Here is a 23535-nt window from a genome sequence, read left to right as displayed (position 1 = left end):
CTACGACACCCTTGCCGCCGAGGTAAGATAATTCGACGTCAGGTCGGGGTTGTAGAGAACCACCGATGTGCCGTCGTGCTCCATCCGGAACGGAACGAAGGTGAGGCTGGCCAGCGCCGAAAGCACGGATGCGCGCGCCTCCGGCGGCACGAACATCAAAAGGAAGCCGCCGCCGCCGGCGCCCAGCAGCTTGCCGCCCAGCGCGCCCGCCTTGCGTGCGGCATCGTAGCAGCCGTCGATGGTCGGGTTGGAGACGGAGCTGTCGAGCTTGCGCTTCTCCATCCATGCGTGGTGCAGCAGCCGCCCGAACTCCGTGAGCGGGCAGTTCGGATCGGTCAGGATGCGCTCGCCCTCGGCCACCATGTCGTACATGGCGCGCAGCTCGCGCGCGCGGTCATCGAAGCGGGCCACCTTCTTCTTCTCGATGGCGTCGGCGGAGCGGGTGAAGCCGGTGAAGAACATCATCAGCGAATCTTCCAGCAGCGCGCGCCGCGCCGGCGTGATGTTGACCGGGCGCACCCGATGATCGCCGCCGGGGCTGAAGTCGATGCGGTTGAGCCCGCCATGGGCGGCCGCGATCTGGTCCTGGCAGCCGACGGTCTCCTTCAGCAGTTCCTGCTCCACGAAGATCGCCTCGCGGGCCAGCACATGCTTGGGGCTCAGCCGGCCGAGATTGCCGAAATAGGCGTGCAGCAGGGAGACGGTGAAGGCGGAGGAGGAGCCGAGGCCGGTCTGCGAGGGCAGGTCGGCGTTGTAGATCACCTCATAGCCGCTGTCGTCGGCAGCACCGTAGTGCTTGAGCACCTCACGCACCACCGGATGGCGGATTTCGTTCATGCAGCGCACTTCCTCCAGCATGCCCCACGCGACCCGGTAGTTGAAGTCGAACACGGCCGGCAGCCGCCGCAGCTGCACATAGATGTACTTGTTGATGGTGGTGGAAAGCACGGCTCCCGGCTCGGGCCGGTTGAACCAGGTCGGATGATCGGTGCCGCCGCCGAAGAAGGACACCCGCAAGGGACTTCTGACGATGATCATGGATATGCCCCCAATGCCAGAGATTCAGCAATCGGTCCGGCAGGCGATGGCCTTCGGGCCGTAACCAGTATTTCCGTGGGCGTTTCGCCGCGCAAACCGGGCGTTCGGCGGTCGGGCTACCCTCTTTGGGGGAGCGTCCGGCCTTCGGGCGTATTCGCGGGTACTACACATTCGCGTAGCGCGAGTTGCGGATCATCCTGTAGCCGCGGATGAGTTCCCCGATGCCGTCGTCGAGGCTCCAGTCCGGCATCCAGCCGGTGCGCTCCAGCTTCTCGTTGGAAACGATGTAGTCGCGCTTGTCCGGGTCCTCGCCGATGGGCGCTTCCAGATAGACGAATTGCGGCACATGCGCCCTTATGCGCTCGCACAGTTCCAGCTTGGAGAGATTGGCGCTGGACAGGCCCAGATTGTAGGGCTGGCCGCGCATGGCGTCGAAATTGGCCAGCGCGTGCTCGAACCCCTTCACCACGTCGCGCACATGGATGTAGTTGCGCTTGAAATGGCCCTCGAAGATGACGACGGCGCGGTCGGTCACGGCCCGCCATGTGAAGTCGTTGACCAAGAGGTCGATGCGCATGCGCGGCGACATGCCGAACACCGTCGCCAGCCGCAGCGTCACCCCTTGCGCGTTCTCCAGCACCGCTGCCTCGGCCTCCACCTTGGTGGTGCCGTAGAGCGAGATCGGGTTGAGCGGCGTTTCCTCGGTGCAGAAAATGCCCTTTTCGCCGATGCCGTAGCCGGAATTGGTGGTGGGGTAGACGATCATCTGCGCCGGCGAGGCGCGTTTCGTCAGCGCCACCACCGCATCCCGGTTCAGGGTCGTGGCGGTGATCGGGTCCTGCTTGCACAGCGGCGCGCCGACAAGGGCGGCGAGCGGGATCACCGCGTCGGCCCTGGGCACCAGCTCGTCCAGAAGGCGCTCGTCGCGCGCGTCGCCGCGAACCGGCTCGAAGCCCGCATGGCGGCAGCAGGAGGCAAGCTCGGTGGTGCCGCGCTCGAAGGTGTCGAGCACGGTCACGCCATGCCCGTGCTCCAGCAGTGTCGGGACCAGAACCGAGCCGATATAGCCGGCCCCGCCGGTAACCAGTATGTGCATCGTCATCCCCCGACAATTCGTGAAAAGAAAAAAAGCTGTCCCTGTGTCACGAAGGGCCCGTCACGCTGGACCCGTCACGATGGACCCCTCACGATGGAAAGGCGTCCTCCACCTCCGGCGCGATCCTGATCATTTCCGCGAAGGCGATCGTCAGGTGGTAGAGTGTGGAGGCGGGCACATGGTCCGTCACCGGCCGCCGCTCCGCGTCGATCCGGTCCATCCACGTTCCGGCCAGTTTGCGGTCGGGGGAATGGCCCCGATCGAGGAAATGGTCGAACAGCACGCGCGTGCTGCTGGCGAACACCGGGCGCGGGTCGATGCCGAACAGTTCGAACATGGCCACCCCCGCCTGTATGCGCTCGGTGTTGGGCCACACGCGCGAGCCGGCATCGAGGACGACGCCGTCGTCGCGAACCGTGTTCAGGGCCAGCCAGTCGCCGTGCTCCACGCCATGGGTCTCGGCAAACCATGTCAGCCCCTCCACGAAGGGCCGCATGTCGCGGCCGGTAAGGCGCTGGTAGCGCGCCAGTATCCACGCCCATTCGAACTGGTGGCCGGGCTCGATGGCGCGCCCCGCGGCATTGCGCAGCCGGTTCCACCGCTCGTCGAACTGTTCGCCCAGCGTCGAGGTGCGAGGATCGAAGAAGCGCGTTGCGAACAGTTCGACGATCTCGTCGGCGAGGCGGCGGAAGCGCGCGTCGCCGCTGGCTTCGAGATTGATCAGGGCGGCTTCCAGAAGATGCATGTGCGGGTTCTGGAGCCGCGCGCCGGAGGCCGGCTTCTCGACCAGAAAACCCTGCCCGCCCGGATGGCGCATATGCGTCTCGATGAAGTCGAGCGTGCTGAGCGCCCATTGGTCGACGGTCTCGTCCCCGGAAGCGCGCCGATACCAGCCGAAGGCGTAGAGGATGAAGGCGAGGTCGTAGAGGTCGGGCGTCGCATCCTTCACGCGCCCGTCGGGGGTGAGCAGCCGCGCCCAGCCGCCGTCCGGCCCGAGCCACGCATTGCGGGTGAGGAAATCGTGGCCGAAGCGGGCGCATTCGAGCGCGTCTTTCTGGCCGAGCAGGGCCGCATGGCTGAAGACGTAGATCTGCCGCCCGATCACCCGCGTACGCTTGAAGTCGACCGGCCGCGCCGACGCGTCGAAGGCCATCTGCTCGACATAGCCGCCGCGCTTGCGGTCGACCCCGTTTGCGGCCCACAGCGGAATGGCGCAATCGAGCAGCCACCGGCTGGCCCGCTGGACGGCGGTATCGGCCTGCCATCCGTGATCGATGGCGATTTTCTGGCGCGTGGCTGTGAGATACGGCATGGTCAACCTGCCTGCATGGCTGGAGTTTCGATGGAAATCGGTATCGGCGTCGGCGCGCCCGGGGCCGGGCGGACGGCGGCCAGCGCCTGCCGCACCGTGGCGAGCAGGTTGGTGCCGTCGAACAGCATGGCCGGTATGCCGGCCCGGTTCGCGGCCTCGATGTCGCTTTCCCGGTCGCCGATGAGGAAGCTGCCGCGGTCGCGGATGCGCCATTCGCGCTGCGCCTTCAGCAGCATGCCCGGATTGGGCTTGCGGTCGGGATGCGAGGGATGCCTGTACCGGCGGATCGTTGCGTCCGGATGGAAGGGGCAATGGTAGAAGGCGTCGATATGAGCGCCCATGTCGGCCAGTTCCGCCTGCATGCGCGCGTGGAAGGCATGCACGTCCGCCTCGTGGTAGAAGCCATGGGCGACGCCGGCCTGATTGGTGACCACGAACACAAGATAGCCCGCCTCGTTGAGGGCGAGCACGGCTTCGCGCGCGCCTTCCATCCACCGCAGCTGCTCGGGCCGGTGGGTGTAGCCGTGGTCGATGTTGAGCACGCCGTCGCGGTCGAGGAAGGCGGCGGGGCGCGCCAGCCTCATGGGCAGCTCGCGCCGCGCCTGCGCCAGAGTTTCCGGCAGGCCGATGTCGAGGAAATAGCCGTCGAACACCCGGCCCTCGACGGCGCCTTGTCGCACAAGGGCCGGAAACACGTCCTGCTCGATGGAGCAGGGGCCGGCGATACGGTCGAGAATCGCGCGCCTGAGCAGATAGAGCCCGCCATTGATGAGCCCCGGAACGGGCCCCGATCCGGCGGCGGCCTTCTTTTCGGTGAAGGCGGTGATACGCCTGCCGTGCAGCTCGACCGAGCCGTAGCGCGCCGTGTCCGCCATCGGGCGCAGGGCGATGCGCGCAAGGCCGGCTCGCGGCGGCGCGAGCGTCAGGGCGCGCAGGTTGATGTCGAACCAGGAATCGCCGTTCGCCAGCAGGAACCATGGGTCGAGGATGCCTGCGGCGTGGCGCAGCGCGCCGCCGGTGCCCGCCGGCTCCGGCTCGCGGATCACGCGGACGGTCGCCTCCCTGATCCGGCGTCCGTGATAGAGGCGCTCGACGCTGTCGCCCAGATGGCCGGCCAGAAGCACGATGTCGGTGAAGCCGTGGCGCACCGCCTCCTCGATCAGCAGATCGATGAGCAGCATGTCCGGCGTGATCGGAAGCAACGGCTTCGGCGTGGCGGCCGTCACCGTACCGAGACGCGTTCCCTTGCCCCCGACGAGGAAGACTGCCTGCCTGACAGCCATGCCACGTACCCCCCGTGGTTTGCCGGCAGCGGGTTGCGCGGTCGGCGGATGCTGGTCTGCACGATCAGCTTCCGCGCCTCTCCACGAAGCATCAACGCAACAATAAGGGGTAGCCCCCTCGCCAAGCTGTTGACTTGCTACCTCGGCTGATCGCTTGCCATTGCGCCGCCGGCGGCCGCATTCTTGCCGGTGCTCCGCAAGTCCGGTCGGGCAAATGTCCGGCCGTGCGCCAGCGATGGGGGAAAGCCGCAATGGTGCTGAAGCAGCAGGCGAGGTTGGGCGCCTATTGGCTGGTGGGGTCGCAGGTGGTCAACATGGTGACGGCGTTCCTGCTCGCCGTTTTCCTCGCCCGCATCCTCGAAATCTACCAGTTCGGCCTGATGACCCTTTCGACGGTCGTCTTCTTCATCGGCACGCTGGTGACGACCGCCGCATTTCGTGAAACGCTGATCGTGCGGCAGGACCTCGGGCGCGACGCCGTATCGGCGATGTTCTGGCTGAGCCTCGGCCTGTCCGTCATCGTCGCCGCCGGATGCGCGCTGGCAGCCGCCCCGGCCGCCCGCATTCTCGACACGCCCGAATTCGAAACGCTGATGTGGGTCGTGGCCGGCTCCATCCTCGCCAACGGCATCGGCGGCGTTCCGGGCGCGATCCGTATCGTGAAGCGGGACCTCGCCCGCATCGGCATGCAGACGGGAGTGCTGTCGCTGGCGCTCGCCCCGGTCACCGTGGTCATGGCGCTTCAGGGCTACGGTGCCCTCAGCGCCGTCATGACGGCCCTCATCTATCACTGCATCACCTGCGTCCTGAACTGGTACTGCGCCGGCTGGACGCCGCTGTGGCGGGTGTCGCCACGCGCCGTCGGAGCCGCGCGCTCGACCCTGCTGGTCATGTTCGGGCAGCAGGGTCTCGATGTCGCCAATTCGCAGATCGACAGGGGCATCATCGGCTCCCTGCTGGGGCCGCATGCGCTCGGCCTCTACTCCATCGGACGCCGGCTCAACGACCTCATGACGGACGCCATCATCGGGCCGTCGATCAGCGTCACCACGCCGCTGATCGCCTCCATCCAGGGCAATGTCGAGCGGCTGCGCTCCGCCTATGTGCAGACCCTGTCGCTGGCCATGATCATGGCCGTTCCGATGAATCTCGGCCTGCTGGCGGTGGGCGACCTCTCCATTCGTGTGCTGTTCGGCGAGAAATGGCTCGATGCGGCCCCGGTGATGTACGCCTTCGTGTTCATGGGAATGCTGGGGGCGATCAGCGGGGTGCAGCGATCCGTGGTGCAGGGCGGCGGCCGGCCCGGCGTCTGGTTCCGCATACAGGTGGTGCACACCGTGGCCAACATGGCCGTCATCGTAGCCGCCGCGTCCTTCGGCATCGTCGCCATCGCCTGCGCCATGCTGCTGAGGGCCGTGCTGCTCAGCCCGCTGGCCTTCATCGCGGCGGGCCAGATGACGGGCGTCGGCCGGCACGAGCATCTTCGCATCATGCGCGCTCCCATAGAAGCCGGTATTGCCATGCTGCTCGCCGTGCTGCTCGTTCGCGCGGTGCTGCCAGCCGGCTTCGCTCCCGTCCTTTCACTGGCGATTCTGGTGTCGGTGGGCGCAGCGGTCTATGTGGGCGCGCTCGCCCTGATCGCCAGAAGCGAGTTCCTGCACGCCTTGTCGCTGGTCATGCCGAAGCGCCTGACCGTGAAGCTTCACTCCCTTCGCGGCGGCGCGCCCTGACTCCTTTTTAAAGCCGCGCCCTGACGCTGCGCGGCGTGGCCAGCAGCAGGCTGGTTTCGGAATTCGTGATTCCCGGTATCAGCCGGATGCGCCGCAGCACCTGATCGAACTCGATCAGGTCGGACGTTCCCAGTTCCACCACCAGATCCCATTTTCCGTTGGTGGTGTGGATGGAGCTCACCTCCGGGAATCCGTTCAGTGCTCCGATCACGGAGTCGGCGCTGCGGCCGCCGACCTCGATCATCATGATGCCGCGCACCGGCAGGTCGATGGCGTCGGAACGCAGGATGACGGTGAAGCCGATGATCTCGCCGGTTTTTTTCAGCCGTTCCAGCCGCGCCCGTACGGTGGCGCGGGTGATGCCGAGTTCGGCGGCGAGGTCGGAAAGGCTGCATCGCCCGTCATGACGCAGTATGGTGATGAGGCGCTGGTCTGTCGCGTCCATTTCCGCTGTCCAATCTGATCGATATGCCTTGCCATTATGGTAAGTCCTGCGGCCGGATTAGGCAATCTGGTTGCTTCCGGATGCCGCGAAAATTGGGTCTTCTTGACGGGGAGAAGGCGACAATGAGGGCGGCCATGAACTGCAAGCTGATTTCCGTACCGGTCGAGCAGGGACAGCCCGTTCCCGGATGCGCGCTCGGTCCGGAGGCGTTGAAAGGAGCGGGGCTTGCCGCTGCCCTGCGCGACCTCGGCCATGAGGTGGTTGACCTCGGCCCCGTTCCGGGGCCGCAGCCGCGTTGTGTCCCGGATCATCCCAACCATTTGAAATTCCTGCCCGAAATCAGCGCCTGGATCGAGGCGACCGCCGCGGTTGCCTATGAGGCGGGCGCGGATGGCTTCCCGATATTCCTCGGCGGCGACCACAGCATCTCGGCCGGCTCCGTGTCGGGTCTGGCCCGCCGCGCCGCCGAGCAGGGCCGTCCGCTGTTCGTGCTGTGGATGGACGCTCACTCTGATTTCCACACGCTGGACACCACCACCAGCGGCAACCTGCACGGCGTGCCGCTCGCCTATCTGTGCGGCCTGCCCGGCTTCGAAAATTACTTCCCGCCGCTCCCCGCCCCGCTGGCGCCGGAGCGCGTCTGCATCCTGGGACTGCGCAGCGTGGACAAGGCGGAGCGCGAGGCGCTGGCTGGCTCCCCCGTGCGCGCATATGACATGAGCGCCATCGACCGCAAGGGCATCGGCCCCTTGCTGGAATCGTTCCTCGACGAGGTGCGTGCGGCGAACGGGCTGCTGCATGTCTCGTTCGATGTGGATTTCCTCGACCCGCCGCTGGCGCCGGGCGTCGGCACGCCGGTTCAGGGCGGCGCAACCTTCCGCGAGGCGCATCTGGCCATGGAAATGCTTCACGAAAGCGGGCTGGTCACCAGCTTGGACGTGGTTGAACTGAATCCCACGCTCGACGAGCGTGGCCGCACGGCAGGCCTCGCCATCGAACTGGTGGGCAGCCTGCTCGGCAAGACGATAACGGGCAGGAGGAGGGCCGCCTGAATGGAAAAGCAACTGAATGTCGTGCCGTTTGTCAGCGTCGACCGCATGATGCGACTGGTGCATTCGGTGGGGATAGAGCGCTTTCTCACCGAACTGGCCGGCTACATCGAGGAGGATTTCCGCCGCTGGCAGAGCTTTGACAAGACGCCGCGCATCGCCTCTCACAGCGTCGACGGCGTCATCGAGCTGATGCCCACCAGCGACGGCACGCTCTACGGCTTCAAATATGTCAATGGCCATCCGAAGAACACGCGTGAAGGGCTTCAGACCGTGACTGCCTTCGGGTTGCTGTCGCATGTCTCGACCGGCTATCCTGTGCTTCTGTCTGAAATGACCATGCTGACTGCCCTGCGCACCGCCGCCATGTCGGCCGTCGCCGGCAAATATCTTGCGCCGAAAGGTGCGAGGACCATGGCGGTGATCGGCAATGGCGCGCAGTCCGAATTCCAGGCCCTTGCCTTCAAGGCGCTGCTGGGCGTCGACAGGCTGCGCCTTTACGACATCGACCCGGCAGCGTCGCGCAAATGCGCCGGCAACCTCGCCCGTCAGGGTTTTGCATCGATCGAGATTTGCGATGCGGCGGCCGAGGCGGTCGAGGGGGCCGCGATCATCACCACCGCCACCGCGGACAAGCAATATGCCACGATCCTCACAGACAACATGGTCGGCCCCGGCGTGCACATCAACGCGGTGGGCGGCGATTGCCCCGGCAAGACCGAGATCCACCGGGACATTCTGTTGCGCTCCGATATCTTCGTGGAATTTCCCCCGCAGACGCGCATCGAGGGCGAAATCCAGCAACTGCCGGAAGACCATGCCGTAACCGAACTGTGGGACGTTATAGAAGGCCATGCCATCGGCCGGCGCGACGAACGCCAGATCACCCTGTTCGACTCGGTAGGGTTCGCCATCGAGGATTTTTCGGCGCTGCGCTATGTCTACGATCTGACGGTCGGCGGCGCTGCGCTCGAATTCCTCGACCTGATTGCCGACCCGGACGATCCGCGCGATCTGTTCGGCATGCTGATGCGCTCGCCGGCAGCCCCTGCCGCGCACTGATCTCAGCCGGACAGGGCCGCTTTCAGCATTCGGTAGATGCGCGCGTCGCCGGACTGGGCGACGTTGAAGCGCATGAAGCCATGGGCAGTCTGCGAGAGGCTGAAGGCGTTGCCGGGCGCCAGCACGATCCCTTCGGAAAGCGCATGGCGGGCGACCTTGCCCGCATCCGCGCCCGCCGGTAGCCGGCACCACAGGAACATCCCGGCCTGCGGCATCAGCCAGGGCACAATGCCGGTTTCTTCAAGCCGCACGGCAGTCTCGGCCATGGCGCGCGCCAGCCGCGTGCGAAGACCTTCCAGATGCTTGCGATAGCCGCCGTCGGTCAGCACCGCCTGAACCAGCGCCTCCGCGAAATGGCTGCCCCCGAAGCTGGTGGCGATCCTGAGGTCGACCAGCCCCTCGATCCATTCCGGTTTTGCCGCGATATAACCGCAGCGTAGCGATGCCGACAGGGTCTTGGAGAAGCTGCCGATGGCGATGACGCGCTCCAGTCCGTCGAAAGCTGCAAGACGAGGTGCCGGCGTCAGTTCGAAATCGGCGAAGATATCGTCCTCGACGATGATGAGGTCATGCTGCTCGGCAAGCTTCAGCAGCCGGTGCGCGGTCACCGGCGAAAGGCTGGCTCCGGTGGGGTTATGGATGCCGCTGTTGGTCAGATAGAGCCTTGGCCTGTGCTCTTCCAGCACCGTTGCCAGTTGCCCGATGTCCGGTCCATCCGGGCCATAGGGCACCGAAACCACCCTTGCACGGTGTGCACGCAGCAGCGCATGAAAATTGAAATAGCAGGGATCGTCGACCAGCACCGTGTCTCCCGCGTCGAGCATGTAGCGGCAGATCAGGTCGATGGCCTGGGTGCCGGATTCGGTCAGCATGATCTGTTCCGGCCCTGCCGCGATATTGTGCCCGCCCATGCGCCGGGCCAGCAGCTCGCGCAGCGGCCGCAGGCCCAGCGGCGTGCCGTAGTCGGCAAGCGTGGCATCGGCCGCGCGTGAAAGCGAGCGCAGGCCCCGCCGCAACGCCTCATGCGGCATCCATGAGGCCGGGAGCCAGCCGCAACCGGGTTTCAGCATGGTGTCACCGGCATCGAGCGACTGGCGCGAAATCCACAAGGGATCGACCTCGCGATCTAGCCTCGGGCCGATTTCGGAAAGTGAAAGCGGTGCCATGGGTGCAGCGACGTAGAAGCCGGAGCCGGGGCGGGAGCGGATGACACCCTCGGCGGCCAGCCTTTCATAAGCTTCGACCACCGTCGATTTGGAGATGCCCATGCTTGTGGCCAGCGCACGGATCGAGGGCAGGCGCATGCCGGGCGTCAGGCTGCGCGAGGTTATGCGCTGGCGCACCGACGCCATGACCGTGGCAATCAGCGTGTCCCCATGCGCCGGCACCGTCTGCGTCGCGTCCATATTCATCCGTCCTGCTTTTCGAACCAGTACAGTTCTATAAAATCGTACTGTACTGTATCTGGAAAATCCATGGCCACCTGTTCGATACGCATGGTCTGGACAACGGGTGAGGAACATGGACAGGACAGCGGCCGGCTGGGTGAACGGATTTCTGGGCGTTCTGATTTTTTCGGGCTCCCTTCCTGCCACGCGCGTGGCGGTGGCGGACTTCGCGCCGGTATTCCTGACCGCGTCGCGTGCGGCGATCGCAGGCGCGATCGCATTGCTGCTGCTGGCTGCACTGGGGGAGCGTCGGCCGGAGCGGGGCGACCTGATGTCGCTCGCCATCGTTTCGCTGGGCGTTGTGGTCGGCTTTCCGCTGCTTACGGCCATTGCCTTGCAGCATATCACCTCCGCGCATTCGATCGTGTTTATCGGCCTGCTGCCGCTCGCTACTGCCATCTTTGGCGTGGTGCGCGGCGGCGAACGTCCCCGCCCTGCCTTCTGGGCATTTTCCCTGCTCGGCAGCGCCCTGGTCGTGGGTTTTGCGGTTTCGCAGGGCATAACGGCCGCGCCGGCGGGCGATCTGCTGATGGTCGCGGCGATAGTCGTTTGCGGGCTGGGTTATGCCGAGGGTGCGAAGCTGTCGCGCAGGCTCGGCGGATGGCAGGTCATCTCCTGGGCGCTCGTGCTTTCCCTGCCGGTGATGCTGGTAATAGCATTTGCAACCAGACCGGACACGCTTGCAGGTGTCGGTGGCCCGGCGTGGCTCGGGCTCGCCTATGTGTCGCTGTTTTCCATGCTGATCGGCTTCGTTTTCTGGTATCGTGGCCTCGCGCAGGGCGGCATAGCCGCCGTTGGCCAGCTTCAGCTTCTCCAGCCCTTCTTCGGTCTGGCGCTCGCTGGCCTTCTGCTCCACGAGGAGGTGAATCCAGCAATGATCGGCGTCACCGTCGCCATCGTCTTTTGTGTTGCCGGCGCCCGGAAGTTCGCCAGATGAACGCAGGCCAGCCAGCTCATCCATAAGGATGGCCGGCACAGGCGGCGGCCACCCAAAGGCGCAGCCGGTTGGCCTGACGGGCGCGTTTCATTCTCCCTTGAAGGATTGGCCCTGCCGCCTATTGCGGCATCGCCGCATCTCGCTTCTGCGCTTATCGTCGGGAACTGACGGATTCCGGTTCGTCGGTCCGGTCCGCCGAGGCGATCTTGCCGGGCTGCGCCGTCTTGTCGAGAGGGGCAGGGGAGGGACTGCATTGACCGATCCGATCCATACGGGCGCGGGGCCGGCTGCTTCCGGCGAGCAGCCGGACGAGACCGACGCCGCGCGTCGGGTCATGTTGATGGTCGCCATGCCGGGCGTCATCTCGACAAGCCTGATCAGGGCCATCGAACTCGAATTCCCCTGGGTCGTCGTGGAGCAGCGTTTGGATGTCGCCGCCGCGTGTCAGCCCTTCGACGAGCCGCTGGCGCTGATCCTTTGCGAACCGCATACACTGCCTGCGGTGGAAGCGATTGCATCCGAGATACTCCGCATCCATCCGCTCGCGAGCGCCGCGGCGATAGAGCATGGAGACCGGGAACCGTCATTGCATCTGAAGGATGCGCTGCGCTCGCGTCTGGTGCGGGGCGTGTTGCCGATGAACCTCAGGCTGGATGTCTGGCTCTCTGTCGTCCGGCTTCTTCTGCATGGCGGGGAATATTTCCCGGCCCGGATGTTCTTCAGCCAGATCGCCGGCGGGGCATCTCCGGGCACTGCGTCAGGCATGACTGATGAATCACGAGCGATTGCGGATGACGACGAACTGGCGACGCTGACGGCGCGGGAGCTCCAGATTCTCGAAATGGTCGCACGCGGCCTGCAGAACAAGACGATTGCGGCGGAGTTTTCCCTGTCGGAACATACCGTCAAGGTCCATCTTCACAACATCATCGGCAAGCTGGGCGTCCAGAACCGGTCGGAAGCCGCGGCGCGTTTTCGTGAAGGTATCAGTGCCCGGGCGGACGGGATATTCCGGGTTCGGAAATAGCCGATTCCCGCGCACCGACAGGGAGAGGGGTCAGTTCACAGGCACCTGATCGAGATAAGCCATCTCGAAACCCGTTATCTCGGCGGCGCGCTTGATGTCGAGGAACTCGACGATGCCGTCGCGAAAGACGACGATCTTCGCCTCCCGCAACTGGCGCAGCACCCTGTTGATGTGAATTGCGGTCATGCCAAGCGCGTCGGCCAGAATGGATTGCGAGATCGGACATGGATAGGTGCGGCCGTCGCCGATGCCGACCAGTTTCAGCCGCTCGCCCAATTCAAGCAGGAAATGCGCGGTACGCTCGAACGCGCCCCGCCGGCCGATGCTCACCAGATGCTCCACTACCATGGCCTCGTCGCGGGATGCCGCCCACATGAGCCCCACCGCAAGCCTTGGGGTCCGGCGGAATACATCCAGCATCCGCTGCCTGTCGAGCCGCGCCACCTCGACATCGGTTATGGTGAGGAAGCTGTGATCGGAAGCCCTGAGCAGCAGACTGCGAAGCCCCAGGAAATCGCCCGGTATCTGTATGTCGATGATCTGGCGGCTGCCATCGCGCAGCCTCTTGTAGGAACATGCCCAGCCTTCGCGCAGTATATAGGCTGAATGCGGATATTGTCCCTCGTAGACGACTTCCTTGCCGGACTCTATCAGCGAGCGTGGCTTCTGCAGTTCGCGCAGCATTTCCATGTCTTCGGGCCCCAGGCCCTTGAACGCTTGCAGTTTCCGGGTGAGCGCGTCGTGCCATTCATTCATCCGACACCCCTTCTTGTTGCTTCCTCCCCAAAAGTCTCACGCTACAAGCGATTGCTGCTGCAAGACGGTTTTCATCCGCCAAAGCCGAAATGGGCTACCAAAGGTTGTTCAAGGTTAACTTGAATCAATAAATAAAAAAATCCCCTATTCGTTGAAGCGGCGATCTATGCCTTTGCCGACGTGGTTTTGTTTCCGTTTAAACTCCAGAAAATGTGTCAATAAAAACACAGTGTGAAAAACATAGCTCATATGAGGTACGCTCAGCCTGTCCGGATAGTGCCGGGCGAGTCGGAAGAGGTATGCATACAGGCCGTGTAAGGAATTGATATTCCGCGCTTCCCGCCTGTCCGGCTGCAATTCGTATTCCGTCGGAGGATGAACTCCTGCCTCCATAAGATGTACTGCCCGATTTAGCTTGATTAACGACCAGTTAATCTGGGTTAATTTTATGATCCACGAAAAACGCTATGGTTGCAGTTGGCTTCGGGGGGGAGATCCCGGCCATGACATCACAACGGTTGGGATTTTATCGTCGCGAATTACCACTCAGAGCCGATGCCAGAACTTACCGTTCAAAGGGGATTAAACCTATGAGTATGGGTATCGCTTCCAATGGCGCAAAAGCGTCGATCTCCAAGACACCAATAAATTCTCCGATTTCACCACATGGAATACATGATCCCGGCAATGAGCCCCCCGGTGTGGCGCACGAACTGGATCAACTCGACCGTACGCTCGTCATCATCGACAGTCGCGCGCTCGAACGCGAATGCTTCGCCCAGAGCCTGATCGCACGGGGCGTGGGACTGGAGGTGTTTCCGGTTGGCAGGATCGAGGATTATACGGCCAGACGCGATCAGGTGCCGCCCGTTTGCGCAATCCTGCTCAATCTTGGCGGCAGGCGGGTCGGCGATCCGCAGGTGGGGGATGAAATCCGGCGGCTGTCCGCCGAATTTGGAAAGGTCCCGCTCATCCTTCTGGCTGACACGGATGAACTGCCGCAGATCCTCCAGGCCCTCGAATATGGCGTGCGGGGATTCATTCCCACCTCCGTTGGCATAGATGTCTGCATCGAGGCCATCGGACTGGCCATGGCCGGTGGCGTGTTCGTGCCCGCAAGCAGTGTCATGGCCATGCGCCGGATGGTGGAAGCCGGTTCGGAGGCGCGCCCGCTGTCGGGCATGTTCACCTTGCGCCAGGCCGAAGTGGTCGAGGCGTTGCGGCGGGGCAAGGCCAACAAGATCATCGCCTATGAACTCAATCTGCGGGAGAGCACCGTCAAGGTTCATATCCGCAATATCATGCGCAAGCTCAAGGCGACCAATCGCACCGAAGTTGCATTCAAGATCAATCACATGTTTCCCGGCTATACGCCGGTCGGCGGATCGCACGCGACGCATCCGCGCTAGCAGGACGAGTGTCCTGACGGGGCATTTTGAGGCATCGGCGACATCACGATGGCCAGACGATGGATGCCCCTGAACGTTCAGCCAGAATGCTGCCTGGCATCAGGCAGAACCGGTTCCGGCAGAGAGCTGCTGCTGAAAAGGAAAGAGAGCCGGAATAGCGTTATCCGTCTGCGCGGATGAACGGCTCCGTTGCCGCGATGGTTCGCAGGAAGTCCCGGACCGCCGCACAACGTCGAGGCACACAGGCAGACAGAGCGGCCCGCACGCCCGGAAGCGCGCGGGCCGCATGCCATCAGGAACCCGCTTCGATCTCGGCGAAAATCTTCTCGGCGGTTTTCTTGGCCTTGCCCGGATATTTCAGCCCCTTGACCGCTTCCAGATTGGTTGGCTGACCGACGACGATGGCACCGACCATACCCATGCCCAGATGCGGCGTGCACTGATACATGTAGATGCCCTCGGCGTTCACGGTGACGGTAATCTGCTCGTTGGTCTTGCCTTTCCAGGCGTCGGCACCCTCGGGCAGTCCACCCTTCATGCTGGCCGAGTTGTGGCTCTTGTCGGTCGGGACAAAGGTGATGGTGTCGCCGGGCGCGGCCTTCACCACGAGGGGTTCGAATACCATCGGCGTGCCATCCGACCCCTTGTTCAGCATCTTTACTTCGTGGTCCGCGGCAAATGCGGAGCATGGCATGGCCAGGCCAATGGCCAGTGCGGCGGCATAGAACGTCTTCAAGATATTCCCTCCGGTAAAAACAGGACATGGAGCGCGCCGGGACTGCACTCCCGCGTGTATGGATTTCAACATCGGGCATGTGGGTCAATCGGCGAAAAAGTCCCAGAGACCATTTGCCGCTTTGACTGCGATATCTGTGAGAACCGTGCCGGCTCCGTCGCGACCCGGCACACCGCTCATGGAAACCGACAGTCACTTCGCACGGTGGTGCATCGCATCCCCTTGTGAATCCGTCGCTGTACCGGCAGGTCTTCCGGCCTCCACCTTGAGGATGATGGCGCTGGGAGCTGCAATCGGTTAGGGCAATGGGTAGCGGCGGGTGCCGCGCCCCATTTACCGAAGTCCGAGGCCAGCCATGACCGTGCACACCTTGCCAGCTTTCCCGATCGATCAGGTGCGGAGCCGCTTTCCGGCCCTTTCGAAGCTGGCGAATCCGCCGGTCTATTTCGACAACCCGGCCGGCACGCTGGTGCCGCAACAGGTGATCGACGCGGTGGCCGATGCCATGGCGAGCGCCACTCACAATCTCGGCGGCTTTTTCGAGGGATCAAAGCGCGCGGAAAGGCTTTGGCTGGAGGCACATCAGGCGATGGCCGACATGCTGGGGTCTTCCTCCTATCGCGAGATCGTCATCGCCCAGAGCATGACGGCGCTCACGCTGCATCTGTCCCGCTCCATCGGAAGGCTGTTCAGGCCGGGCGATGAAATCATCCTCACCCGGATGGACCATGAGGGCAACGTCTCTCCATGGCTGCTGCTGGCGCGTGATCTCGGCCTGACGGTGAAGTGGCTTCCGTTCAATCGTGAAAGCTGGCGCATCGAGCCGGCCGATCTGGCGCCGCTCCTGAGCGAACGCACGAGGCTTCTGGCGCTCAACTTCTCCAGCAACATGACCGGCTCGGTCAACGATGTGGCGGCGCTCGCCGGGCTGGCCAAGAAAGCCGGCGCGCTGGTCTATGTCGATGCCGTGCAACTCGTGCCGCATCGCCTGCCGGACGTGCAGTCGCTCGGGTGCGATTTCCTCGCCTGCTCGTCCTACAAGTTCTTCGGCCCGCATCTCGGCGTGCTGTGGGGCAGGGAGGAACTGCTTGCCGGACTGGAAGCCTACAAGGTGCGCTGCGCGACGGAAGAACTGCCCGGCCGCTTCGAGGCTGGCACGCCGCAGACGGAGCTGCTGGCTGGCCTCGCAGCGACGGTCGGTTACATCGAATGGCTGGGCGAGGCGACCGGACATTCGGGTTCGCGTCGCGAAAAGCTGCTGGGAGCCTATCGCAGCTTTGCCGCATACGAGGATGCACTCACCCGCCGCCTGATCGAAGGGCTGCTCGCCCTGCCGGGAGTTGCCGTTCAGGGCATCACCGATCCGGCGGCCCTTGAGCATCGAGTGCCCACCGTTTCCTTTACCCATGCGACGGTTTCCACCCATGTTATCGCCGAAGGGCTCGCCGCGCGTGGCATATGGGCCTGGTCGGGGCACAACTATGCGCTGGAGCCCTCCCGTCTGCTCGGCCTCGATGAGGACGAGGGTGTGGTGCGGCTGGGCATTGCACATTACAACACCAATGCCGAGGTCGAACGTACGCTCGTTGCCCTGTCCGAACTCGTCGCGGGGCAGGTGGGCGTGCCTGCCTGAGGCTTCGAAGGGCCGCCGTTTGTCTGCCGGGGAAAAACGCGCATGATCGCAGAAATCGGGAACGGCGCGGCCGGGTTCAGCGCTCATGCCGCCCGTGCGCTCGACGATTGCGAAAGCGAGCAGGCTCCGAGGTTCCTTCTGGATGCGATAGGGCGTGTCGTGCCCTTTGCCTTCGCAATGTCGGTGGTCTACCGGCGCGAAGGCTTGCCGGATCATGTGGTCGACACCTTCGTCGATCGAGAAGCGAAGCGGGCGCTGCAACTCTATCTGGAAAGCACCTACATCCTCAATCCTGTCTACAATGCCTATCTGGCCGGGCTGAAGGCGGGGGTCCATCGCCTGCGCGAACTGGCGCCCGACAATTATTTCACTTCGGATCATTATCGCCAGTTCAAGGTTCGCCGCCATGACGACGAGGAGATCGGCTACCGCACACATGGCTGGCCGGCCGGAATGGAAGAGGTGCTGATTGCCGTTGAGTTGCCGCATGGCGAACTCAGCGAGATCTGTCTTTACAGGCAGGCGAGCCGTGGCGGCTTCAGCGAGGAAGATTGCGCCATGCTGCGGCTCATAGAGCCGCTGGTCGGCTCTATCTATCGTCGCATATGGCAACATCGTCCGCGCCGCGCACAGGAAGGCCGCAAGGCGTCTCCGCTGGACCGTCTGCTGGAAGATTTCGGCAAGGGCCAGCTCAGCCCCCGCGAGCGCGAGGTGGCTCAGATGATCCTGAAAGGCCATTCGAGCGAATCGATCGCCCGCAATCTTGGAATCTCGATCGCCACGGTGAAGACGCACCGGCAGAACCTCTACGCCCGGCTTGGCCTCGCCACCCAGCAGGAACTGTTTTCCCTGTTCATCCGCTCGTTGCAGACGAAGGACGCGCTTGCGCCCCGGTAACTCCGCGACGGGCCCTGGCCCGAGCCTTTCCTCCTTTAGGCGGATTACAGCCCCGGCGCTTGCGGGCTAGGACTGGTTCCGGAAAATTCGGGAGAATGCTTATGAACGGTCTGGGCGGGGATCAGGATTGGTTGCTCGGGGTGTTGGGGCAGTTCGGTGTCGTTGGGCCGCTCCGGCGGCTCGGAGGCGAGCACGATCTGAATTTCCGTGCCGCGACGGATGAAGGCGACGTCATCGTCAAGGCGATGCGGCCGGGGAGCGATGCGGCATTTGTCGAGCGCCAGTGCAAGGCGATTGCCTTCGCCCGCGCCTCCGATCCCGATCTGCCGTTGCCGCAGGTGCTTGCCCTTTGCGATGGCCGGCTGTGGCTGGACGCAAGCGATGGCGCCGGGCAAGTCCGGATCGTCTGGGTGCAGCGGGCGCTGGAGGGAATTGCCATGGGCGAGGCAGGACCGCAGCAGCCTGCCGTCCTGGCCGAACTGGGCGCTTTGGCCGCCCGGCTCGATCTTGCCATGGAAGGGCTCGATCTGGAGCCCGTGACCGAGGCTGCCAAATGGGACCTGTTGAGGGCTGGCTGGATCGGAAGCCGCCTCGATGTGCTTGAGAGCAGACGCCGGCAACTGATCGCGGATATCTTGGCCGATTACGAGAAGGCGCTGCCGCATCTGTCGGCCCTGCCGGTTCAGGCGCTGCACAACGATCTCAACGATTACAACATCCTCGTCACGCCGGGACTTTCGGTGCCGACAAGGATCACCGGCATCATCGACTTTGGCGATATGATGACCGGTCCGCGCTTGTGCAGCCTCGCCATTGCCGGCGCCTATGCCATATTCGACCATGAGCGGCCGGAAGAGGCGCTGGCGGCACTCGTTGCCGGTTATCATGCCGTATCGCCGCTTGCTGCCGGGGAGATCGATCTGATCTGGCTGCTTCTTCGCATGAGGCTGGCGGTCAGCGTGGTCAATTCCACCATAGAAGCGGCCGACCGTCCCGACGATCCTTATGTGACCATCTCGCAGGCGCCTGCCTGGCGGCTGCTGGAAAACCACGCGGTCGATGGCGCGCTGATGGGCGCGCGCCTGCGAACGGCCTGCGGCCTGCCCGCGACCGACAGCTCCGGGCGGATTCTCGACTGGCTCGACCGCAATCGCGGCAGCTTCGCGCCCGTGATCGGCGTTGATCTCGAAAAAGCCGGGGGGGTAAGCCTCGCCGTCGAGGACTGCATCCTGCCGGAAAATCCGTTTGCGCTGCGGCCGGATGAAGCGCGCCGCCTCACCGGCGCCTGCGACGACGCCATTCGTCTTGGCCGCTATGGCGAACCGCGCCTGATCTATACCGACCATGCGTTCCGCAAGGGACCCTGGAAGGCATCGAACCGGCGCACGATCCATATGGCGGTCGACATATTCGCGCCGGCCGGGCAGCCGGTCCAAGCGCCGCTGGCCGGCAAGGTGGCGATGGTGGAATATCGCGCCAGTCCGCTGGATTACGGCGGGGTCGTCATTCTGGAGCATCGCACCGGCGAAGGTGACGTTTTCTACGCCCTTTACGGCCATCTCGACCCTGCCGTTTGCGAGAGCCTCAAGGTCGGAGACGAGATTGCGGCGGGCGCCGCATTCGCCAGTTTCGGCGAGCCGGAGGGAAATGGCGGCTGGGAGCCGCACCTGCACTTTCAGCTTGCCCTGACGCTCGACGGCATGGGCCACGACTGGCCGGGCGTGGCCGATCCGGACGACTGGACGCTGTGGCAGGCGCTGTGCCCGAACCCGGCGGCGCTGCTGAACCTGCCCGACGATCGCGTGGCGTGCAAAACCGTCGATACGCAGGCGCTCCTCGCGCAGCGCAAGGCCCGTTTCGGCGCCAACCTCAAGCTCAGCTACCGGCGGCCCGTCACCCTTCTGCGCGGCTGGCGCCATCATCTTTTCGACGAGATGGGCAGACCCTATCTCGATGCCTACAACAACGTGCCGCATGTCGGCCACGCGCATCCGCGCATCCGCGCCGTGGCCTGCGACCAGCTCGCCCGCATGAACTCCAACACGCGCTATCTGCATCCGGCCCAGATGGCGCTGGCGGAGCGTCTGACAGCGCGGCTGCCGCAGGAACTGGAAATCTGTTTCTTCGTCAATTCCGGTTCGGAAGCCAACGAACTGGCGCTGCGGTTGGCGCGCGCCGCCAGTGGCGGCTACGACATCGTGACTCCCGATCACGGCTATCATGGCAACACCACCGGCGCGATCGACATCTCGGCCTACAAGTTCAACAAGCCGGGCATGCACGGACGCCGCACCTGGGTTCATCTCATCGATGTGGCGGACGATTATCGCGGGCGTTTCCGCCGCGATGATCCCGACAGGGCCGCGCGCTATGCCGGGCAGGTGGATGCCGCGCTGGCGGAAATCGGGCAGAATGGCGGCAAGCTTGCCGGTTTCATCGCCGAGACGTTCCCGAGCGTCGGCGGCCAGATCATTCCGCCGGAGGGCTATCTCGCCGAGGTTTACCGGCGTATCCGCGCCGCCGGTGGAATCTGCATTGCCGATGAAGTGCAGACCGGGCTCGGCCGGCTGGGAGAATACTACTTCGGTTTCGAGCAGCAGAAGGTGCGCCCCGACATCGTGGTTCTTGGCAAGCCGCTGGGCAATGGCCATCCGGTCGGGGCGGTGATCACCACACGAGAGATTGCCGGACGTTTTGCCGAAGGGCCGGAATATTTCTCCACTTTCGGGGGCTCCAACCTGTCGTGCCGGATCGCTTCGGAAGTCCTCGACATCGTCGACGACGAGGGCCTGCAGGACAACGCGGCCACCATGGGCGAGCGTCTGCTTCGCGGCATGCGCGAACTTGGCCTGCGTCACGAAGTGATCGGCGACGTACGGGGTATCGGCCTCTTTACGGGCCTCGACCTCGTGACGGATCGCGAGAGCCGGGCGCCTGCAACCGGGATTGCGGACTATGTGATGAACCGGCTGCGCGACATGCGCATTCTCGTCGGCCGCGAAGGGCCTGCGGACAATATTCTGAAAATCAGGCCGCCGCTCACCATAGAAGCCGACGATATCGACATGCTCCTCGACCGGCTCGACCTGTGCCTGAAGGAAGCCGGCTCCGCGCTGAACGCCGGCGGATACTGAGAAAACCGGCAACGTCATGCGACTTTCGTCGCATGACGTTGCGTGCTTTCCCCGGATGCGCAGGGGAAGCTTGCAGCCATGCTGTTGACCGGTACGATCGTGCAAGCCATAGGTTTTCCCCTCAGGCGGTGCCGAGATTCGGGGGGAGCGGCGCGCCCGTATCAGGGAGGACTTGCATGGAAGGGCTTCTCGCTCTGTCCCGCGCCATCGACCGCTTCAATGAATTCATCGGCAAGACGGTATCCTGGCTGATCCTGGCATCCATCCTGGTCAGTTCCATCAACGCCGTTGTGCGCAAGACATTCAACATGTCGTCGAATGCGTGGCTTGAACTGCAATGGTATCTGTTTGGCGCAGCCTTCCTGCTGGCCGCCGCCTATACGCTCAAGCAGAACGAGCATATCCGCATCGATATCGTCTACGGCCTGTGGTCGCGCCGCGTGCAGCACTGGATCGACCTCATCGGCCATATCTTCTTCCTGATGCCGTTTACGCTGCTGATGGTCTATTACCTCGTACCGTATACGCTGCGTTCGGTCCGCAGCGGGGAAATGTCGACCAATGCAGGCGGCCTCATAATCTGGCCGGCCAAGGCGCTGTTGCTGGCCGGCTTCGTGCTGCTGGCGGTTCAGGGCGTTTCCGAAATCATCAAGAAGATCGCCGTCATGCGCGGCAAAATGGACGATCCCAATCCATTCGTCTCGGCGCATGAACAGGCAGAAATCGACGCGCAAAATCTTGCCGATGAGGTTCGTTCATGATCGAATTCATCGCGCAGAACATGGCGCCGATCATGTTCATTTCGCTGATCTTCTTTTTGTTGTCCGGCTATCCCGTCGCCTTTGCGCTCGCGGCCAACGGGCTGCTGTTCTTCTTCATCGGCGTGGAACTGGCGCCATATTCCGGCGGATCGATCAATCTGGCATGGCCGCTGCTCTATGCGCTGCCTGAACGCTTCTACGGCGGCGTTCTTGCAAACGAAACGTTGTTGGCTGTGCCGTTCTTTACCTTCATGGGCATCGTGCTGGAACGTTCCGGCATGGCGGAAGATCTGCTCGATACAATCGGTCAGTTGTTCGGCCCGGTGCGCGGCGGCCTGGCCTATGCAGTCATCATCGTCGGCGCGCTGCTGGCGGCAACGACCGGTGTGGTTGCGGCCTCCGTCATCGCCATGGGCCTGATTTCGCTGCCGATCATGCTGCGCTACGGCTATGACAGAAGACTGTCGTCGGGCGTCATCGCGGCGTCGGGCACGCTTGCGCAGATCATCCCGCCATCGCTGGTGCTGATCGTTCTGGCCGACCAGCTCGGCCGCTCGGTCGGCGACATGTACAAGGGCGCGCTGATTCCCGGTCTGGTGCTGACCGGCCTCTACATGCTCTACGTGCTGGTGATGTCGTTCATCAGGCCGAACTCCATGCCGGCGCTTCCGCCGGAGGCGCGCACCCTTGGCCATGGCATCACATCGCTATTGGTTGCCCTGCTGCTGGCGGGTGGCATAGGCTGGGCCGCCTATCGCTATCTGGAGCCGACCCACGGCGCCAATGCGGACATATTGGGCGGCACGGTGGGCGTCATCGCCATCTATCTCGCCGCGATCGTCGACAAGCACTTCAGCCTCAACCTGATGTCGAAGCTGGCGCAGCAGGTGGTGATCGTGCTGATCCCGCCGCTGGCCCTTATCTTCCTGGTGCTCGGCACCATCTTCCTCGGCATCGCGACGCCGACCGAGGGCGGTGCGATGGGTGCTGTCGGCGCGCTGGTGATGGCCGCCGTCAAGGGCCGCCTGTCGCTCGATCTGGTCCGGCAGGCGCTGGCCTCCACGACACGGCTGTCATCCTTCGTGCTGTTCATCCTGATCGGCGCGCGCGTCTTCTCGCTCACCTTCTATGGCGTGAACGGCCATCTGTGGGTGGAGCATCTGCTCACCTCGCTGCCCGGCGGAGAGCTTGGCTTCCTGATCGTGGTCAGCCTGCTGGTGTTCTTCCTCGCCTTCTTCCTCGATTTCTTCGAACTGGCCTTCATCATCGTGCCGCTGCTTGCGCCAGCCGCAGAGAAGCTGGGGATCGACCTGATCTGGTTCGGCGTCATTCTGGGCGTCAACATGCAGACCAGCTTCATGCATCCGCCCTTCGGCTTCGCCCTGTTCTTCCTGCGCTCGGTGGCGCCGCGTTCGTCCTATGTCGACAAGATCACGCGCCAGAAGATCGCGCCTGTCACCAGCGGCCAGATCTACTGGGGCGCAGTGCCGTTCGTGGGCATCCAGATCTTCATGATTGCGCTGACCATCGCAGTGCCGGCCATGGTCATGCACTACAAGGGCAAGGTGATTGATCCGGGCACTGTCGAAATCAAGATGCCGGACCTGCCGGGACTGGGAGGAGGCGGGCTCGGGCTGCCGCCACTTGGCGGGCCGTCGCCGGACCTTGGCGCACCGCCCACCGCGCCGGTTCCGTCCGCCCCCGATCTTTCGCAACCGCCAAGCTTCAACTGAGAAAGCGGTAGCAAAAACAAAACCCCGGAGCGATGCTCCGGGGTTTTCT

19 protein-coding genes are annotated in these 23535 nt (G+C 63.9%); 11 read left to right on the top strand and 8 right to left on the bottom strand.

From position 1 onward, the window contains the following. The 4 genes from DES43_RS06565 to DES43_RS06550 form a co-directional block, all read right to left on the bottom strand. A complete protein-coding gene (locus tag DES43_RS06565) occupies positions 1 to 1038 on the bottom strand; it encodes a GHMP family kinase ATP-binding protein (protein ID WP_035024804.1) in 1038 nt (345 codons plus the stop codon). 163 nt (positions 1039 to 1201) lie between these two features. Further along, a complete protein-coding gene (locus DES43_RS06560) occupies positions 1202 to 2134 on the bottom strand; it encodes an NAD-dependent epimerase/dehydratase family protein (RefSeq protein WP_035025035.1) in 933 nt (310 codons plus the stop codon). Positions 2135 to 2222: 88 nt separating this feature from the next. Then, positions 2223 to 3446, bottom strand: coding sequence for an AGE family epimerase/isomerase (locus tag DES43_RS06555; protein ID WP_051520449.1), 1224 nt, complete (start codon positions 3444 to 3446; stop codon positions 2223 to 2225). 2 nt (positions 3447 to 3448) lie between these two features. Further along, entirely contained in the window at positions 3449 to 4729 is a 1281-nt protein-coding gene (locus tag DES43_RS06550; protein ID WP_063608052.1) for an HAD-IIIA family hydrolase, read from the bottom strand. 251 nt (positions 4730 to 4980) lie between these two features. On the opposite strand from DES43_RS06550, the gene DES43_RS06545 reads away from it, so the two are divergent. Then, positions 4981 to 6459: an oligosaccharide flippase family protein gene (locus DES43_RS06545; RefSeq protein ID WP_133674865.1), complete on the top strand. Its 1479-nt coding sequence runs from the start codon at positions 4981 to 4983 to the stop codon at positions 6457 to 6459. A 7-nt stretch (positions 6460 to 6466) separates the two neighbouring features. Here the strand turns inward: DES43_RS06545 and DES43_RS06540 are convergent, their stop codons facing one another. Then, entirely contained in the window at positions 6467 to 6904 is a 438-nt protein-coding gene (locus DES43_RS06540; RefSeq protein ID WP_035024800.1) for an Lrp/AsnC family transcriptional regulator, read from the bottom strand. A gap of 134 nt (positions 6905 to 7038) precedes the next feature. Here DES43_RS06540 and rocF point away from each other — a divergent pair, with 134 nt between their 5' ends. Together rocF and DES43_RS06530 are read left to right on the top strand one after the other, a co-directional pair. After that, positions 7039 to 7956, top strand: coding sequence for an arginase (rocF, locus tag DES43_RS06535; protein ID WP_035025031.1), 918 nt, complete (start codon positions 7039 to 7041; stop codon positions 7954 to 7956). Then, positions 7957 to 9015, top strand: coding sequence for an ornithine cyclodeaminase (locus DES43_RS06530; RefSeq protein WP_035024798.1), 1059 nt, complete (start codon positions 7957 to 7959; stop codon positions 9013 to 9015). Positions 9016 to 9017: 2 nt separating this feature from the next. Here DES43_RS06530 and DES43_RS06525 read toward each other — a convergent pair whose 3' ends face one another. Continuing rightward, entirely contained in the window at positions 9018 to 10421 is a 1404-nt protein-coding gene (locus tag DES43_RS06525; protein WP_035025029.1) for an aminotransferase-like domain-containing protein, read from the bottom strand. A gap of 115 nt (positions 10422 to 10536) precedes the next feature. Here DES43_RS06525 and DES43_RS06520 point away from each other — a divergent pair, with 115 nt between their 5' ends. Beyond that, positions 10537 to 11400, top strand: coding sequence for a DMT family transporter (locus DES43_RS06520; RefSeq protein WP_035024796.1), 864 nt, complete (start codon positions 10537 to 10539; stop codon positions 11398 to 11400). Positions 11401 to 11653: 253 nt separating this feature from the next. Further along, positions 11654 to 12427, top strand: coding sequence for a helix-turn-helix transcriptional regulator (locus DES43_RS06515; protein WP_245264661.1), 774 nt, complete (start codon positions 11654 to 11656; stop codon positions 12425 to 12427). A 30-nt stretch (positions 12428 to 12457) separates the two neighbouring features. Here DES43_RS06515 and DES43_RS06510 read toward each other — a convergent pair whose 3' ends face one another. Next, positions 12458 to 13183, bottom strand: a complete 726-nt coding sequence (locus DES43_RS06510) for a Crp/Fnr family transcriptional regulator (RefSeq protein ID WP_035024794.1) — start codon at positions 13181 to 13183, stop codon at positions 12458 to 12460. 596 nt (positions 13184 to 13779) lie between these two features. Between DES43_RS06510 and DES43_RS06505 the strand changes: the two genes are divergently transcribed. Further along, entirely contained in the window at positions 13780 to 14592 is an 813-nt protein-coding gene (locus tag DES43_RS06505) for a LuxR C-terminal-related transcriptional regulator (protein WP_084496422.1), read from the top strand. A gap of 292 nt (positions 14593 to 14884) precedes the next feature. Here DES43_RS06505 and DES43_RS06500 read toward each other — a convergent pair whose 3' ends face one another. Next, positions 14885 to 15286: a pseudoazurin gene (locus DES43_RS06500; RefSeq protein ID WP_035025022.1), complete on the bottom strand. Its 402-nt coding sequence runs from the start codon at positions 15284 to 15286 to the stop codon at positions 14885 to 14887. 397 nt (positions 15287 to 15683) lie between these two features. On the opposite strand from DES43_RS06500, the gene DES43_RS06495 reads away from it, so the two are divergent. From DES43_RS06495 to DES43_RS06475, 5 genes are all read left to right on the top strand, one after another. Continuing rightward, positions 15684 to 16961, top strand: a complete 1278-nt coding sequence (locus DES43_RS06495; RefSeq protein WP_035024793.1) for a cysteine desulfurase-like protein — start codon at positions 15684 to 15686, stop codon at positions 16959 to 16961. Positions 16962 to 17003: 42 nt separating this feature from the next. Next, positions 17004 to 17858, top strand: coding sequence for a helix-turn-helix transcriptional regulator (locus DES43_RS06490; protein WP_051520447.1), 855 nt, complete (start codon positions 17004 to 17006; stop codon positions 17856 to 17858). Positions 17859 to 17959: 101 nt separating this feature from the next. Further along, positions 17960 to 20992, top strand: coding sequence for an aminotransferase class III-fold pyridoxal phosphate-dependent enzyme (locus tag DES43_RS06485; protein WP_035025020.1), 3033 nt, complete (start codon positions 17960 to 17962; stop codon positions 20990 to 20992). A gap of 176 nt (positions 20993 to 21168) precedes the next feature. Beyond that, positions 21169 to 21753, top strand: a complete 585-nt coding sequence (locus tag DES43_RS06480) for a TRAP transporter small permease subunit (protein ID WP_035024785.1) — start codon at positions 21169 to 21171, stop codon at positions 21751 to 21753. Further along, positions 21750 to 23486, top strand: coding sequence for a TRAP transporter large permease (locus DES43_RS06475; protein ID WP_035024782.1), 1737 nt, complete (start codon positions 21750 to 21752; stop codon positions 23484 to 23486). Before DES43_RS06480 ends, DES43_RS06475 begins: the two co-directional genes overlap by 4 nt. The last annotated feature ends 49 nt before the right edge of the window (positions 23487 to 23535 follow it).

It is taken from the genome of Aquamicrobium defluvii (assembly GCF_004363725.1).
In the GTDB taxonomy this organism is placed as follows: Bacteria; Pseudomonadota; Alphaproteobacteria; order Rhizobiales; family Rhizobiaceae; genus Mesorhizobium; species Mesorhizobium defluvii.
This window is presented reverse-complemented; position numbering and strand designations above follow the sequence as displayed.

Excerpts from the sequence above, each read along its gene's own strand:
- DES43_RS06555 (WP_051520449.1), bottom strand. The coding sequence starts at position 3,446 with ATGCCGTATCTCACAGCCACGCGCCAGAAAATCGCCATCGATCACGGA.
- DES43_RS06565 (WP_035024804.1), bottom strand. The coding sequence starts at position 1,038 with ATGATCATCGTCAGAAGTCCCTTGCGGGTGTCCTTCTTCGGCGGCGGC.
- DES43_RS06505 (WP_084496422.1), top strand. The coding sequence starts at position 13,780 with ATGGGTATCGCTTCCAATGGCGCAAAAGCGTCGATCTCCAAGACACCA.
- DES43_RS06525 (WP_035025029.1), bottom strand. The coding sequence starts at position 10,421 with ATGGACGCGACGCAGACGGTGCCGGCGCATGGGGACACGCTGATTGCC.
- DES43_RS06540 (WP_035024800.1), bottom strand. The coding sequence starts at position 6,904 with ATGGACGCGACAGACCAGCGCCTCATCACCATACTGCGTCATGACGGG.
- DES43_RS06560 (WP_035025035.1), bottom strand. The coding sequence starts at position 2,134 with ATGCACATACTGGTTACCGGCGGGGCCGGCTATATCGGCTCGGTTCTG.
- DES43_RS06495 (WP_035024793.1), top strand. The coding sequence starts at position 15,684 with ATGACCGTGCACACCTTGCCAGCTTTCCCGATCGATCAGGTGCGGAGC.
- DES43_RS06520 (WP_035024796.1), top strand. The coding sequence starts at position 10,537 with ATGGACAGGACAGCGGCCGGCTGGGTGAACGGATTTCTGGGCGTTCTG.
- rocF (WP_035025031.1), top strand. The coding sequence starts at position 7,039 with ATGAACTGCAAGCTGATTTCCGTACCGGTCGAGCAGGGACAGCCCGTT.
- DES43_RS06510 (WP_035024794.1), bottom strand. The coding sequence starts at position 13,183 with ATGAATGAATGGCACGACGCGCTCACCCGGAAACTGCAAGCGTTCAAG.
- DES43_RS06550 (WP_063608052.1), bottom strand. The coding sequence starts at position 4,729 with ATGGCTGTCAGGCAGGCAGTCTTCCTCGTCGGGGGCAAGGGAACGCGT.
- DES43_RS06500 (WP_035025022.1), bottom strand. The coding sequence starts at position 15,286 with ATGCCATGCTCCGCATTTGCCGCGGACCACGAAGTAAAGATGCTGAAC.
- DES43_RS06475 (WP_035024782.1), top strand. The coding sequence starts at position 21,750 with ATGATCGAATTCATCGCGCAGAACATGGCGCCGATCATGTTCATTTCG.
- DES43_RS06480 (WP_035024785.1), top strand. The coding sequence starts at position 21,169 with ATGGAAGGGCTTCTCGCTCTGTCCCGCGCCATCGACCGCTTCAATGAA.
- DES43_RS06490 (WP_051520447.1), top strand. The coding sequence starts at position 17,004 with ATGATCGCAGAAATCGGGAACGGCGCGGCCGGGTTCAGCGCTCATGCC.
- DES43_RS06530 (WP_035024798.1), top strand. The coding sequence starts at position 7,957 with ATGGAAAAGCAACTGAATGTCGTGCCGTTTGTCAGCGTCGACCGCATG.
- DES43_RS06545 (WP_133674865.1), top strand. The coding sequence starts at position 4,981 with ATGGTGCTGAAGCAGCAGGCGAGGTTGGGCGCCTATTGGCTGGTGGGG.
- DES43_RS06485 (WP_035025020.1), top strand. The coding sequence starts at position 17,960 with ATGAACGGTCTGGGCGGGGATCAGGATTGGTTGCTCGGGGTGTTGGGG.